Origin of the sequence: Bradyrhizobium septentrionale, assembly GCF_011516645.4 — a bacterium.
GTDB lineage: Bacteria > Pseudomonadota > Alphaproteobacteria > Rhizobiales > Xanthobacteraceae > Bradyrhizobium > Bradyrhizobium septentrionale.
The window spans coordinates 3,517,196-3,532,283 of the sequence record NZ_CP088285.1 but is presented as its reverse complement, the minus strand read 5'-3'; the positions used below and the strand labels follow the sequence as shown (position 1 = coordinate 3,532,283).

Annotated in this window: 12 protein-coding genes; 6 read left to right on the top strand and 6 right to left on the bottom strand. The window is 64.4% G+C overall.

Annotated features, from left to right (window positions below; translation table 11 throughout):
* Position 1: 1 nt before the first annotated feature.
* Positions 2–1,033, bottom strand: coding sequence for an ABC transporter substrate-binding protein (locus HAP48_RS18425; protein WP_166211706.1), 1,032 nt, complete (start codon positions 1,031–1,033; stop codon positions 2–4).
* A gap of 148 nt (positions 1,034–1,181) precedes the next feature.
* Between HAP48_RS18425 and HAP48_RS18420 the strand changes: the two genes are divergently transcribed.
* Positions 1,182–1,988 carry a creatininase family protein gene (locus HAP48_RS18420; protein ID WP_166211709.1) on the top strand — a complete coding sequence of 269 codons (807 nt, stop codon included), beginning with the start codon at positions 1,182–1,184 and terminating at the stop codon, positions 1,986–1,988.
* A 147-nt stretch (positions 1,989–2,135) separates the two neighbouring features.
* Positions 2,136–2,402 (top strand): hypothetical protein, encoded by a 267-nt coding sequence (locus HAP48_RS18415; protein ID WP_166211712.1) that lies wholly within the window; start codon positions 2,136–2,138, stop codon positions 2,400–2,402.
* A gap of 129 nt (positions 2,403–2,531) precedes the next feature.
* Here the strand turns inward: HAP48_RS18415 and HAP48_RS18410 are convergent, their stop codons facing one another.
* Complete coding sequence (locus tag HAP48_RS18410) at positions 2,532–2,801, bottom strand: metal-sensing transcriptional repressor (RefSeq protein WP_029083225.1); 270 nt, start codon at positions 2,799–2,801, stop codon at positions 2,532–2,534.
* Positions 2,802–3,519: 718 nt separating this feature from the next.
* Positions 3,520–4,854 (bottom strand): IS1182 family transposase, encoded by a 1,335-nt coding sequence (locus tag HAP48_RS18405; protein WP_166202952.1) that lies wholly within the window; start codon positions 4,852–4,854, stop codon positions 3,520–3,522.
* 211 nt (positions 4,855–5,065) lie between these two features.
* Between HAP48_RS18405 and HAP48_RS18400 the strand changes: the two genes are divergently transcribed.
* From HAP48_RS18400 to HAP48_RS18385, 4 genes are all read left to right on the top strand, one after another.
* Positions 5,066–6,709, top strand: coding sequence for an NRAMP family divalent metal transporter (locus tag HAP48_RS18400; protein ID WP_166211715.1), 1,644 nt, complete (start codon positions 5,066–5,068; stop codon positions 6,707–6,709).
* Positions 6,706–6,945 carry a hypothetical protein gene (locus HAP48_RS18395; protein ID WP_166211718.1) on the top strand — a complete coding sequence of 80 codons (240 nt, stop codon included), beginning with the start codon at positions 6,706–6,708 and terminating at the stop codon, positions 6,943–6,945. Before HAP48_RS18400 ends, HAP48_RS18395 begins: the two co-directional genes overlap by 4 nt.
* 310 nt (positions 6,946–7,255) lie before the next feature.
* Positions 7,256–9,244 carry a carbohydrate porin gene (locus HAP48_RS18390; RefSeq protein WP_166211721.1) on the top strand — a complete coding sequence of 663 codons (1,989 nt, stop codon included), beginning with the start codon at positions 7,256–7,258 and terminating at the stop codon, positions 9,242–9,244.
* A 299-nt stretch (positions 9,245–9,543) separates the two neighbouring features.
* On the top strand, positions 9,544–11,004 hold the full coding sequence (locus tag HAP48_RS18385; RefSeq protein ID WP_166211724.1) for an FAD-dependent monooxygenase: 1,461 nt from the start codon (positions 9,544–9,546) through the stop codon (positions 11,002–11,004).
* Between the two features lie 84 nt (positions 11,005–11,088).
* On the opposite strand, the gene HAP48_RS18380 is transcribed toward HAP48_RS18385, so the two are convergent.
* The 3 genes from HAP48_RS18380 to HAP48_RS18370 all read right to left on the bottom strand — a co-directional run bounded on the left by HAP48_RS18380 (position 11,089) and on the right by HAP48_RS18370 (position 14,945).
* On the bottom strand, positions 11,089–12,714 hold the full coding sequence (locus HAP48_RS18380) for an FMN-binding glutamate synthase family protein (RefSeq protein WP_166211727.1): 1,626 nt from the start codon (positions 12,712–12,714) through the stop codon (positions 11,089–11,091).
* 352 nt (positions 12,715–13,066) lie between these two features.
* Positions 13,067–13,936 (bottom strand): patatin-like phospholipase family protein, encoded by an 870-nt coding sequence (locus HAP48_RS18375; protein ID WP_175612317.1) that lies wholly within the window; start codon positions 13,934–13,936, stop codon positions 13,067–13,069.
* Positions 13,937–14,171: 235 nt separating this feature from the next.
* Positions 14,172–14,945: a ferredoxin--NADP reductase gene (locus tag HAP48_RS18370; protein WP_166211730.1), complete on the bottom strand. Its 774-nt coding sequence runs from the start codon at positions 14,943–14,945 to the stop codon at positions 14,172–14,174.
* Positions 14,946–15,088 lie beyond the last annotated feature (143 nt).

The following is a 15,088-nucleotide window of genomic DNA, read 5'->3' as shown; positions in this document are numbered from 1 at the left end:
GTCAGTTCTTCGGCCGGAGCTCGACGCCGACCGCCTTGTTGACGAAGCGCAGCGTGTAGCCCTGGCGATAGTCGATGGTGCTCTTGACCACGCCGGCGCGCACCATCTTGTCGAAGAAGCTCGCCATCCGCTCATCGGTCATGGCGCCGATGCCGTTCTTGATGGAATCGCCGGAATCGACAATGCCGTGCTCGCGCATCTTGGCGACGCAATAGGCCAGCAGCTCGTCGTTCATGTCGGGATTGAGCTTCTTGATCATCGCATTGCCGGCCGAGTTATCGCCGTAGACATAGTGGTACCAGCCGACAACAGAGGCATCGACGAAGCGCTGCACCAGATCCGGCTTCTTGTCGACCAGGTCGCGGCGGGTCTCGATCAGGGTCGAGTAGGAGTTGAAGCCGTAATCAGCGAGCAGCAGCACGTTCGGCTTGAAGCCGGCGGCCTTCTCCACCGCAAAGGGCTCCGAGGTGACGTAGCCCTGCATCGCGGTCTGCTTGTTCACGATGAAGGGCTGCGGGTTGAAGGTGTAGGGCTTCACCTTGTTTTCGTCGAAGCCGTATTCCGACTTCAGCCACTGGAAGTAGCTGGTGATGCCCTCCTTCGAGATCAGAAGCGTCAGCGGCTTCAGATCCTCGATCTTGCTGGCCTTGACCTCGGGATGGGTCAGGAAGACCTGCGGGTCCTTCTGGAACATCGCGGCAACCGCAACCAGCGGCACGTTGTTGGTGACGGCGTCGAAGGTCTGCAGCGAGTTCGCGCTCATGAAGAAGTCGAGCTTGCCCGCGATCAAGAGCATGCGGTTGTTCTCGTTGGGACCGCCGGGCACGATGGTGACGTCGAGGCCGTATTTCTTGTAGGTGCCGTCGGCGACCGCCTGGAAGAAGCCGCCATGCTCGCCCTCGGCGACCCAGTTGGTGCCGAACGAGACCTTGTCCAAGGTCTGTGCTCGCGCCGGGACAAGGGCCGCGGCAACGCAAAGGGCGGCAGCCAGAAGGCTCGTGGTTAACGCTCGCGGCAAAAAGGCCCGGATCATGGTTGGACTCCGTCTGACATTATGGCCCATGATGGAAGGCCGGGGCGCGGATCATGCCCCGGCGACGAGGATCGCGCCCGGAGACGCAGACGCCTCCATGATGTTAAACGAACTAGCCTGCAAATCCACCCAATGAAACGCTTGCTTGATGACTTCTCAGCTTCCGCCCCGTGACTGGACCGCCATCCACTGGCCCGATATCGCCGGGGACGCGGCCGCGCGCTGGATCGCGGTGCTGCCGCTGGCCGCGACCGAGCAGCACGGGCCGCATCTGCCGCTTGGAACCGACATCATGATCGGTGAGGCCTATCTGGCGCGGGTGCGCGAACTGCTGCCGGCGGCCCTGCCGGTGACGTTCCTGCCGCTACAGCCGGTTGGGATCTCGACCGAGCACATCGATTTTCCGGGCACGCTGACGCTGCCGACCAGGGTGGCGCTGAACAGCTGGATGGCGCTCGGCGCGAGCGTGGCGCGCGCCGGGGTGAAGAAGCTCGTGATGGTGACGAGCCATGGCGGCAACTCGGCCGCGATGCAGCTCGTGGCGCAGGATTTGCGCGCGCAACACGGCATGCTGGTGGTGACCACGAGCTGGTCGCGCTTCGGTACGCCGGACGGGCTGTTCGATGCCGACGAATTGCGCCACGGCATCCATGGCGGCGCGGTCGAGACCTCGATCATGCTGGCGAAATATCCACAACATGTTCGCAAGGATGCGATTGCCGACTTCAAGCCCGCGAGCGTGCAGATCGAGAAGAATTACCGCTTGCTGTCGACGCAGCGGCCGGCACCGTTCGCCTGGCAGGCGCAGGACCTCAATCCGAGCGGCGCGATCGGCGATGCAAGCAAGGCCTCGGCCGAGAAGGGCGAGCGGCTGATCGAGCACGGCGCCCGCGCGTTCTGCGAGCTGCTTGCCGATGTCGACAGGTTCGACCCGAGCATCTTTCGCGGCAGCTGATCGGAATTGCTTCGTCGGGGCAGTGGCGACGAAACAATTCACGAAGCCATATTTCCGGCCTCATCTCTCGAACCGGAACCGGAGAGCCTCCGTCCAACGGGCATGCGGACCACACCGGCGCCGCGCCCACACAGGATGGAATATTCCATGTCGATCAAGACCAAGTTTGCCGCCCTCGCCCTCACCGCGCTCGCCGTGACCGGCACCATCGCCTCCACCACCTCGCAGGCCGAAGCCCGGCCGTATGGCTGGGGTTGGGGCGTTGGCGCAGGCCTCGTCGGCGCCGCCGTTGTCGGCAGCGCGATCGCGGCCAGCGACAGCTACACCTACAACGGCGGCTATCGGCGCTGCGCCTGGGTGCGCCAGTACGACGCCTTCGGCAACTTTATCGGCCGCGTGCGCTCCTGCTACTGATCGACGACATTCAAGGCTGCGGATCCTGTGTTCGGCACGGGTCCTCATCCACCCCGTGCCGCAACAGACCCGCCCGGCAATCCCCCCGGGCGGGTCAATTGTTGTGAGCTCGCGACAGGCGGGCTGAGGTCACAGATATTTCGCGATCAGCCGGAAGTCGCGCAGCACGGCGCGGCCCTTCGGACCTCCGGCCTTCAGCGTGTCCTCCAGGCTGTGGCCGATGTGATCATGGATCAGCGCCTTCTTGGCGCTTTCGATCGCGCTCTCCACCGCCTGCAATTGCTGGGCGATCTGCGCACAGGGCCGGCCCTGCTCGATCATCTCGACGATGGTCTCGAGATGGCCGTTGGCACGCTTCAAGCGGCGGGCGATCGCAGCGTGCGGATGGTCGTCGGACATGCGGTTCTCCTATCCTCCCAGGAGGATAATCACGATCCTCCCGGGAGGATAGCAGAATCGGCTTGACAGGCCATTGTGCCGGGCGTAGTGCCCGATTGTCGGAACAATCGTTCCGCACCGGGGATCGCTCCCGGACGTCAACCCGACCACGAGCCAGCACAGAAGGCACATGGGCAGTAGCAACTCTGGCGACAGTAGCCCCGCAACGCCGGGACCATTGACGCCGCAACACAGCAAGACTGATCGCGCAGATAACGCCTGCGTGGACAGGTGGTCACGCCTCACGTAACCGCCTGATCCTCACCGGCCTGCCGCGCGACAGCGGAAGTGGAGGTGAGCGATGTTCGAAAAGCTCGCAAAATTCCGGCAAGCAAGCCCGCGGCGCGTTGTCGAGCCGCGGCGCATGCCGCCGCGTCCGGCTATGCATTGCAATGACAATCGGCCGGGCTTTCGCCGCCCGGCGGACCGCCGGCGGCCAACTCCGGTCTGTCATTGGGTCCTGATCGACGGCCAACTGGAATGCCGGTGGACCATCGACGACACCAGCAATGATCTCGATCAGCAGCAACGCGCGGGCCGACGCCTTGGCCCGCGCGCAACGTCAACGCGCCACGTGGTGAAAGCCCCGGCGCGGATTTAGGAGGCCGACATGGACGAAGGACCTAGGAGCCCGTCCAGATATGTTTTCGTGACGGGCATTTGTTGTAGAGTAGCAGGCTCAGGCTGCGTTTGCGAGGTTGAACAGCTTGAGGAGGTTATGGACGGTGCAGATCATTGTCCACTCGGCGCGCACTTTCTCGATGCCCCGCAACAGGAACTGGCGGAAGCCTCTTGCCTGTTTGATCTGCCCGAACACCGGCTCCACCACTTGCTTTCGCAATCGGTAGGGTGTTTCGAAGCCGCCATCGTCGATCTTCTTTCGCATGGCCTGTGTCAGCGGGCCGCCGACTTTTCCGTTCGCTACTGTCGGGTGTTTGGCGCGTCCGGGCGCGACATAGCCATCGATGCTGCGTGTGTCGAGCGCTTCGAGATTGGCTTCGCTGCAGTAGCCGGAATCCGCTGAGGCCTGCCGCGGCTTGCGGCCAAGATTGCTCTCGATGGCCTCGATCAGGGGCACCAACTGGCCCTGATCGCTGCCGTGCTGGGTCAGTTCTTGCGCGACAATGATCTGGGCATGTGCATCGACGGCCGCCTGGGCATTATAGGCCTGAACGAAGCCATCCTTCGACTTCATGATGCGGCTTTCCGGATCGGTGAAGTTGCGTTGCGCCTTGGGATTGGGTTCCTCCGATGGCAGCGCCGCCGGTTTGCCCGGCTTCTTGCGGCCTTCGGCCTGGCGCTGCTGTTCCTTTTCGGCCTCGATGCGGCGCTCTTCCTCCGCCGCCAGTTTGGCGTCCGCTTCCAGCGCCGCCATCGCTTGCTGGATCTTCGCCAGCCGTTTCTGCTTGTCGACGGTCCAGTCCGGCAGTTCGTCGCTGTTGCCGAAAGTCTCATCCTCCGAGGCATCCGCCGCCTCGGCGGCCGCCAGCATGCGAGCGACCTCGGCCTTCAATTCCGCCTCGCGCTTCTTCATGCGCTCATAACTCATCGCCTTGTGTTTCGACGCGTTCGCCTTGATCTTCGTACCATCCAGCGCGACATGACCGAGCTTGACCAGCCCGGCCGTCTCGCACAACTTCAGAACCTGCACGAATAGCGCGCCGAGCGCCTTCAAATGTCGCTTGCGAAAGTCGCTGATCGTCCGAAAATCCGGCGCATCCAGCGCCACGATCATCACAAAATCGTTCCGCTCCCGGCAGGCCTTGGCAATCCGACGCGACGAATACAGCCCACTCGCATAGCTATGCAGCAGCAGCGCCACCATCATCCGCGGATCAAACGGCGGCTGCCCAAGCCCGCTCACATAGCTGCCCATGATCTCCCTGAGATCGAGGCTCTCCCGCACCAGATCAACCATAAACCGCGAGACATGGCCTTTCGGCACGAAGTCCTGCACATTCGGCGGCAGAAGCAGCGTCTGATCGATGTTCCAAGGCCGAAAATACTTGCTCATCGCCCAATGTTGAATCAGACCCGACCAGATTTGAACAGCGACTATCCAGACAAGCTCCTAGTTGCCCCGTTGCGCGCCACTCAGGCGCAGCAGCGGGATTCTCGAACTGCATGACATCTGGAAATGCCGCTGCTCACGGCAGCGGAGACGTGCGCGCCTGACGGCTCCGCGTCCCTCCGCCGTGCCCCAGAGGGCGGCGAGGAGACGCGAAATGACCGAAACCACGACCACCCCAACCGCCATTCTCGATACCGCGCATGCCGGCGACATCCATGGCGCGCTCGGCAGCATCGCCCGCGATGACACCGCACCGCGCGCGACCTGGCTGGCCCGGCTGAAGACACTGCTCGCGATCGTCGGGCCCGGCCTGATCGTGATGGTCGGCGACAATGATGCCGGCGCCTTCGGCACCTACACCCAGGCCGGACAGAATTACGGCACCACGCTGCTGTGGACGCTGCTGCTCCTGATCCCGGTGCTCTATGTCAACCAGGAGATGGTGGTGCGGCTCGGCGCGGTCACCGGCGTCGGCCATGCGCGGCTGATCTTCGAGCGCTTCGGCAAATTCTGGGGCGCCTTCAGCGTCATCGATCTCCTGGTGCTGAACGCGCTGACCATCGTCACCGAGTTCATCGGCATCACGCTCGCGCTGAGCTTTCTCGGCGTCTCGCAGTTCTGGGGCGTATTGGCCTCGGCGGCCATCGTGATGCTGGCGGTCTCGACCGGAGACTTCCGCCGCTTCGAACGCTTCGGCATCGTGCTGGTGGCCGGCAGCCTGCTGCTGGTGCCCGTGATCCTGATGGTGCATCCGCCGATCGGGCAGATCGCGGCCGACTTCTTCGTGCCGAAGATGCCGCACGACGCCAAGCTCAGCGAGGTGATGCTGCTGATCGTCGCCATCGTCGGCACCACGGTGGCGCCGTGGCAATTGTTCTTCCAGCAGAGCTACATCGTCGACAAGCGGATCACGCCGCGCTTCATCCGCTATGAGCGGATGGATCTGTGCATCGGCATCGTGCTGGTGGTGGTCGGCGCCGTGGCGATGATCTCGTTCTGTGCGGCGATGTTCGCCGGACGGCCCGAATTCGGCAATTACACCGACGCGCTGGGAACCGCGGTCGGGCTTGAGAAATATGCCGGCCGGCTGCCGGCGGTGCTGTTCGCCCTCGCACTGCTCGATGCCTGCATCATCGGCGCGGCGGCGGTCTCGCTCGCAACGGCTTACGCGATCGGCGACGTGTTCGCGGTCAAGCATTCGCTACACCGCAAGCCGTGGGATGCGAAGGGCTTCTACGCCGTCTATTGCGGCCTGATCGTGCTCGCCGCCGTGCTGGTGCTGACGCCGGGTACGCCGCTCGGGCTGCTCACCAACGCGGAGCAGACGCTGGCCGGCGTGCTGTTGCCCAGCGCAACCGTGTTCCTGCTCTTGCTGTGCAACGACCGCCACATCCTCGGGCCCTGGGTCAATTCGACCAGGCTGAACCTGTTCACGGGCGCAGTGGTCGCGGCATTGGTGATGCTGTCGGTGATCCTGACCGCGGCGGTGCTATTCCCCGACCTCGGCGAGCAATGGATCATCGGCATCCTCGTCGGCGGCAGCGGGCTTGCGCTCGCGGTCACCGCGCTCGTCAGGCTGTACGAGATGTCGTCGCACCGTAACGCCTCCTTCCGCCCCAAACTCAAGCCGCCGCTGTTCGACCGCGACAGCTGGCGGATGCCGCCGCTCGACCGACTACCAAAGGCGCGCCTCAGCCCGCTGAGCCGGATCTGGATGCTGGTGCTGCGTGGCTATCTGGTCGTCGCCGCCGGTCTCGTGCTGCTGCGGATCGTCCAGCTCGCCACGGTGGGAGCGTGACCGCGCCTGGCCGCGGACGGCGATGGGGCGCGATCGTGTTGCTCAGGCTGGCACGCGCCATCCTGCGCGGCGCGACCGCGCTCTATCAGCGACGCGTGATTTCAGACGCCGGCCTGCGGTCGGCGCTCTCCATGGTGCGATGTGTCGAATGGGCTGGCGGACGGGTCCTGCTCGGCCGGGCATCGCAGCAGGTATTCATCAAAACGAGGGACGAAGAGAATGGCGGCATCGATTGAACGGTCGGGCGTCGACCCGTTTGCCACAGAAGCCTGGCCGATCGCAGCTGTTGGGGCCAGCCGGCTCGCGCTGTTACGTGACTGTCATGCTGGCGTGCAAATCGAAGAGGTATCTGGGGCGCCTCAGTTGCTATTGCGAATTATTTGCAATAAGCAACGGGGGATGCTAGGTGCTGATCTGGCTTTGGATGGAACGATACGGATCGGACCGGGGACGGCGGGCGATGATTTCAAATCTCGGGTGGCAAGCTGCCGCCAAATCTGCAGTGATGCCGGGCGAAACCGCCAACCGTTCGCCGAAAGCCGCGTCATGACCTGCGTCCGCCTCTTCCGGGTTCAGATCGCCGCCGGCGCAGCGCTCGGCGCGGCCACCCTCGGCACGCCGGCGACTGCGGCCGATCTGGCGCTCAAGTCTCCCGCCGCGCGGGCGGTCTACAGCTGGACCGGCTTCTATGTCGGCGCTCATGTCGGCTACGGCGACGGCACGCTCGGCCCCGGCACCAACCCAATTCTGGAACAGGGCGTGTTCTTTCCGCCCACCATCACCGGCGGGATCGGCGGCTTCCAGGTTGGGTACAACAAGGAATTCGCCAACCGCTTCGTGCTCGGCGTCGAGGCGGATGCGACGTTCACCGGCCCGACCGACCTGCCGCGGCGCACGCTCGGCCCGTTCAACTCGTCGATCGACTATGTCGGCACGGTGCGCGGCCGCGCCGGCTACAGCTTCGGCACCTGGATGCCCTATGTCACCGGCGGCTTCGCCTGGGGACACAGCCAGGTCAGGGTCAACGACACCGACGGCGAGGTGATCTCGGAGCCCGGCCAGTACCAGACCGGCTGGACCGCCGGCGCCGGCGCCGAGTTTGCGGTAAGCGGCAATTGGACCGCCAAGGTCGAATACGACTACATCGACCTGTCGCGCCGCACGCTCGGTCTCGCCGACTTCGGCATGCCCGGCGTCAGCATCGACCCGCGCATTCACCTGCTGAAATTCGGCCTGAACTACCAGTTCGGCGACTCCCCTTGGTCGGCCGCGCCGGCGCGGACCTTGCTGCCTGAGTCCACCGACTGGAGCGTGCACGCCCAGACCACGCTGCTGCCGCAGGGCTACGCCTCGTTCCGTTCGCCGTATTCCGGCACCAACAGCCTTCCCGGCCCCGGGCAGATGCAGCAGACCTGGACCACCACGGCATTTCTCGGCGTGCGGCTCTGGGAGGGCGGCGAGTTCTACTTCAATCCGGAGACGGCGCAGGGCTTTGGCCTCAACGGCACGCTCGGCCTTGCCGGCTTCTCCAACGGCGAAGCGCAGAAGGCCGGCGCGCCATACCCGAAGATCCGGCCGCAGCGCTACTACTTCAAGCAGACCTTCGGCTTCGGCGGTGAGCAGGAAGACGTCGCCGACGGTCCGAACCAGATCGCGGGCAAGCGCGACATCGACCGCCTCACGGTCGTGGTCGGGCGCTTTGCGGTCGGCGATTTCTTCGACGGCAATTCCTACGCCAAGGACCCCCGCGCCGACTTCATGAACTGGGCGATGTGGGCGTCCGCCGCCTACGACTTCCCAGCCGACCTGCCCGGCTATACCCGCGGCGCCGTGGTCGAGCTCAACCGCAAGGACTGGGCGGTGCGCGCCGGCGTGTTCCAGGTGCCGAATATGCCGAACAGCGACGTGCTGGTGTTCAACACCGGCGGCGCGGTGGTGGAATTCGAGGGCCGTTATTCGATCTTCGACCAGCCCGGCAAACTGCGCGTCGGCGTGTTCGGCAATCGCGGCAACACCGGCAATTACCGCCAGGCGCTCGCGATCGAGGACGCCAATCCGGGGCTCGACATCAACGACGTGATGGCAAGCATCCGCAAGGACAATCTGAAATACGGCTTCTATGTGAACGGCGAGCAGCAGATCGCAACCGACGTCGGCCTGTTCGGCCGCCTCAGCTGGAACGACGGCCAGAACGAGATCCTGTCGTTCACCGATGTCGACCGCAGCATCTCGGGCGGCCTGTCGGTGAAGGGCAGCCGTTGGGGACGGGCCAACGACACGATCGGCATCGGCGGCGCGGTCAACGGGCTGTCAGCCGCGAATCGCGACTACCTCGCCGCCGGCGGCCTTGGCCTCCTGATCGGCGACGGCGCGCTGAACTACAGCCCGGAGCGGATCTTCGAGACCTACTACGCCTATCAGGTGAACAAGAACCTGACGCTGACCGCGGACTATCAGTTCATCACCAACCCCGCCTACAACGCCGACCGCGGCCCGGTGCACATCTTCTCCGGCCGCATCCACGGGGAATTTTGAGACGCGCAATCTCCCAACGTCGTCCCGGGCAAGCGAAGCGCGACCCGGGACCTATAACCACCGCTGATTGGGATTAGCGCGAGCTGGGGCCACAGCGAGTCCGACCACAAGGTCCTGTGGTTATGGGTCCCGGCTTTCGCCGGGACGACAGCGAGTTTGCGTCGCCAGCCTGTAGCTTTTGGATTGGTCGGGGCGGCAAAAGCCCTCTCCCCACTCAGATATATGTAGACCCCCGGGCTTGCCGCAAGCCCGGGGTCATCCCGTAGAACGCGCGCCCAATCGAACCGAGGGAGTGCGGGATGAACGAACATCAGGTGGTGATATCAGGCGGAGGTCCGACCGGGCTGATGCTGGCGGGCGAGTTGGCGTTGGCCGGTGTCGACGTGGCGATTGTCGAGCGGCGCGCAAGCCAGGACCTCACCGGTTCGCGCGCCGGCGGCCTGCATGCACGAACGCTCGAGGTATTCGACCAGCGCGGCATCGCGGATCGGTTCGTCTCCGAAGGAAAGCGCCATCCAGTCGTGCACGTCCACCCGATGCCGCTTGACCTCAGCGACTTTCCAACCCGGCACAATTACACGCTCGCGCTCTGGCAGAACCATATCGAGCGCATCCTGGCCGGATGGGTCGGCGAGCTCCGTGTGCCGATCTATCGCCAGCGTGAGGTGACCGGCTTTGCGCAGCACGACGCCGGCGTCGAGATCGCGCTGTCTGACGGGCATTCGCTGCGAGCGCAGTATCTCGTCGGCTGCGACGGCGGACGCAGCCTGATCCGCAAGACTGCGAGCATCGAGTTCCCCGGCTGGAATCCGACCACGAGCTGGCTGATCGCGGAAGCGCAGATGTCGGAGGAGCCGCCATTTGGCTTCCGCCACGATACCGCCGGCATGCACGGGATCGGCAAGGTCGAGGACGGGCGCGGAATACGCTTGGTGCTGACCGAGCGGCAGTTGCAGACTACAGAGCCTGGCTTGAGCGATGTGCGCGCAGCGCTGATCGCCGTCTACGGAACTGATTTCGGGATCAACAATCCGACCTGGATTTCACGATTTACCGACATGGCGCGTCAGGCCGCCGCCTACCGCGACCGGCGCGTCCTGCTCGCCGGTGACGCCGCGCATGTGCACGCGCCGATGGGTGGACAGGGGCTCAATATCGGCGTGCAGGATGCGGTGAACCTGGGGTGGAAACTGGCACAAGTGATCATGGGCATTTCACCTGACGGTCTGCTCGACAGCTATCACGCTGAACGCCATCCGATCGGTGTCCGCGTGCTGCGCAACACGTTGGCGCAGGTCGCGCTTCGCCGCACCGACGACCGCAGCAAGGCGCTGGACGAGTTCGTGTCCGAACTGCTTAGAATGGACGAACCGCGCAAGCGCCACGCCGGCATGATGTCCGGGCTGGACATTCGTTACGGCCTTGCCGAAGGCCATCCGCTGCTCGGACGCCGCATGCCGGATCTCGATCTGATCCTGCCTGACGGTGAGGTTCGGGTCTTCGCCCTACTGCACGAAGCCCGGCCGCTGCTGATCAATTTTGGTGGCCTCGGTACCATCGATAGCACTGGATGGCCCGACCGGATTCAGCGGATCGACGCGACTTACAACGGCGCGTGGGAGCTTCCGGTGCTCGGAACCGTTCCGGCGCCGGCCGCGGTTCTGGTACGGCCCGACGGATATGTGGCGTGGGTTGGCGAGCGAACGCAGGTAGGGCTGACCGAGGCGCTGACCAAATGGTTCGGCGCGACTGCTGCGTGAACAGATGGCGTCTAAGCGGTAGCAGCATCGGGACTGCGTCCCCTCCCCCGCTTGCAGGAGAGGGGAACCGAAACCGCTACCGCCCTACCCCGCCGGCTGGAACGAATCCGCGCGCGCCATCGCCCAGGCGTCGCGGTAGCGGCGGTCCTGGGTGCCTTCGAGCAATTCGCCGGGGCGCAGCGCCGGATAGAGCTGTGCGAAGGTGCGGACGTCGGTGGTCGAAGACCGCTGCGAGAAGTGGATCGGCCGCAGATCCTTGGTGTGCTCGAGGCCGGCGGCCGCGAGCAGCTCGGTCAGCGCATGCAGCGTGTTGTGATGGTAATTGTACACGCGATCGATCTTGTCGGGCACGTAGAGCGCGCGGTTGCGGATCGGGTCCTGCGAGGTGACGCCGGTCGGGCAGCGATCGGTGTGACAGCTCAAGGACTGGATGCAGCCGAGCGAGAACATGAAGCCGCGCGCCGAATTGCACCAGTCGGCCCCGATCGCCATCGCGCGCGCCATGTCGAAGGCGGTCGCGATCTTGCCCGAGGCGCCGATCTTGATGCGGTCGCGCGCGCCGATGCCGACCAGCGCGTTGTGGACGAAATTGACGCCCTCGCGCATCGGCATGCCCAAATGGTCCATGAATTCGAGCGGCGCGGCGCCGGTGCCGCCCTCATTGCCGTCGACCACGATGAAGTCGGGATAGAGCCCGCTCTCCTTCATCGCCTTGCAGATCGCCAGGAATTCCCAGGGATGGCCGATGCACATCTTGAAGCCGGCCGGCTTGCCGCCGGACAGTTTGCGCATTTGGGCAACGAATTCCATCATCTGCAGCGGCGTCGAGAACGCCCTGTGATAGGCCGGCGAGATGCAGTCCTCGCCCATCGGCACGCCCCTGATCTTGGAGATCTCCTCCGACACCTTTGCGGCCGGCAGCACGCCGCCATGGCCGGGCTTGGCGCCCTGGCTGATCTTGAACTCGACCATCTTGATCTGGTCGTCGCCCGCGACGCTTGCGAAGAGCTCCGGATTGAAGGTGCCGTCGCGGTTGCGGCAGCCGAAATAGCCGGAGCCGACCTCCCAGATGATGTCGCCGCCCATCTCGCGGTGATAGGGGCTGACGCCGCCCTCGCCGGTGTCATGGGCGAAGCCGCCCTTCTTGGCGCCGGCATTCAGCGCCCGCACCGCGTTCGGGCTGAGCGCGCCAAAACTCATCGCCGAGATGTTGAAGACCGAGGCCGAGTACGGCCTGGTGCAGTCGGGACCGCCGATAGTAATGCGGAATTTCTGGTCGGCATGCGGCTTCGGCGCCACCGAATGGTGCATCCACTCATAGCCCTCGCGGTAGACGTCCTCCTGGGTGCCGAATGGCCGCTTGTCGAGCACCATCTTGGCGCGCTGATAGACCACCGCGCGGGTGTCGCGCGAGAACGGCATGCCGTCCTTCTCGCTCTCGAAGAAATACTGCCGCATCTCCGGGCGGATTTCCTCGAGCAGGAAGCGGACATGCGCCGAGATCGGATAGTTGCGCAGCACCGCGTGGCCCTTCTGGGTGAGATCGCGGATGCCGAGCAATGTCAGCGCGCCGAAGATGATCAGCGGGATCAGAACGATCTTGAACACTTTTGGATCGAAAATCCCGACCAGCAGCAGGAGCGCGGTGACGACGGCGCAGATTGTCAGCACGATGAAGCGTGGCGAGAACGGAAGCAGTATCGTGTCCATGGAAACCCTCAACCGGTCTGCCTGAAATCCCCTGTCGGCCGCGAGCCTAATCCAACTCGCGGAACAAGTGCTACACGGTTATACGGCCGAGCAGTCACAGATGTGACAACCGCCCGGATGGGCGGGTGTCCTCGTCATGATCGTTCAAGTTGAGCCCATCTGTTGCAGTGCAACGAGGGGGAGCCGCGCGAAGGCTGCACTCCCTCTCCCGCTTGCGGGGGAGGGTTGGGGTGGGGGTGTCTCCACACGCGAGGCTCTTTACGTGGAGAGAGCCCCCACCCGCATTGCATCTACGATGCAATGCGACCTCCCCCGCAAGCGGGAGAGGTGAAGAGGAGAATGCGCCGTTCGCCTAATGGTCGTGCGGCTGTAGCTCGTGCGGGATATGGCCCGCCTTCAGGCCATCGCTCTCCAGCCAGGCGTTGGTGGTGTCGAGGGCGCGTGCGATATGATCCGAGGTCCGGGAGAAATCGTAGGGCGAGCCGACCAGCGGGCAGAGCGGCGGCACGACGAAATACTCGACATCGGGGCCGATGTTCTCGAGCTCGTTGACAAGCTGCCGCGCGATCAGGAGCGTCAGCGCATGCAGCGCATTGGCGAGCGCGCCGACCGGCGGCGCCTGGTTGGCGCAGGCATGCCCGGTCGGCAGCACGATCAGGCGCTTCGCCCCATGCTTCACGGCGACGCGGACCGGCGTGTTGCTGGAGATCGCCCCATCGGCCAGGAAACGATCGCGGTAATGCACCGGCGTGAACGCACCGGGGATCGCGGTCGATGCCACGATCGCCTCCGCCGTCGAGCCTTCCGACAGCACCACGCTGTCGCCACTGATGATGTCGGTGGTGACGATGTGGATCGGAATCCGCGCGTCCTGAAGATTGCGGAACGGGATGTAGTCGTCGATCAGCTTGCGAACGCCGTCATGCGGGATCAGGAAGTCGCGCCGCCACAGGAAACCCACCAGCGTCCGCCAGGTCACCGGAAACACGTCGTTCCGGTTCAGGCCGCGCCAGATCTCGGCGAGCCGCGCGACGCCCGCGACCGTCGGGTCGCCGGCGTAGAACGCACCGTTCAGCGCGCCGACGCTGGAGCCGACCACCATGTCGGCGGCCACACCGTGGGCAGCCAGCGCCTGCAGCATGCCGACCTGGACCGCGCCAAAGCTGCCGCCGCCGGCAAACACAAAGGCGGTCTTCGGGGCATCCGGATCGGTGATGGACAAGGTGCAGCTCCCTCACTCGCCGCGTTCGGGAAACGGCTGCGCGGCGTTGGGGGCGTTATAGCAGCGCGAGAATGAGCGATGCTACTCACACCAGTGTCGTCCTAGCGAAAGCCAGGACCCATAACCACAAATGCAAAAGGCTGGAGCCCGATGGGGCCCCAGCCTTCGTCAAATCAGTTGCGGTGGTAATGGGTCCTGGCATTCGCCAGGACGACAATCTTAACGCTCGACGGCCTTAGCGCTCGACGAACGCCTTCTCGATCACGAAGTGACCGGGGGTATTGCCGCTGCCTTCCTTGAAGCCGCGGGTCTCGAACAGCTGCTTCAGCTCTTCCAGCATGCCCGGGCTGCCGCACATCATGATGCGGTCGGTCTCGATGTCGAGCGGGCCCTGATGCAGGTCGGTGAACAGCTGGCTGGAGGTGATCAGGTCGGTGATGCGGCCGCGGTTGCGGAACGGCTCGCGCGTCACGGTCGGATAGTAGGAGAGCTTCTCGGACAGCAGCGGGCCGAACAGCTCGTCGTCGCGCAGCTTGGCGACCAGCTCCTCGCCATAGGCGAGCTCGGAGACCTGGCGGCAGCCATGGACCAGCAGGATCTGCTCGTAGCGATCATAGACCTCGGGGTCCTTGATCAGGCTCGCGAACGGCGCAAGGCCGGTGCCGGTCGACAGCAGCAGCAGCCGCTTGCCGGGAATCAGATTGTCGGTGATCAGCGTGCCGGTCGCCTTGCGGCCGACCAGGATGGTGTCGCCCTCGCGGATCTTCTGCAGCTTGGAGGTGAGCGGGCCGTCCTGCACCTTGATCGAGAAGAACTCGAGCTCTTCCTCGTGATTGGCGCTCGCCATCGAATAGGCGCGCAGCAGCGGCCGGCCGTCGACCTCGAGGCCGATCATGGCAAACTGGCCATTCTGGAAGCGGAAACCGGAATCGCGGGTCGCCCGGAAGCTGAAAAGCGTATCGGTCCAGTGCTGAACGGAAAGAACTTTCTCTCGATAGAACGCGCTCATGTGTTTTCGTTTTCTCGACTGACCAGATTTAGAATGGTTTGATTTCTAGACTGCTCGCGACGGCGCAGAAGTGGCCGAAATCACTGAAGATCTCGCGTGTCCATTGCGCCTCTGCGTGAGATAGTCAAGATCAACTGGCGTGC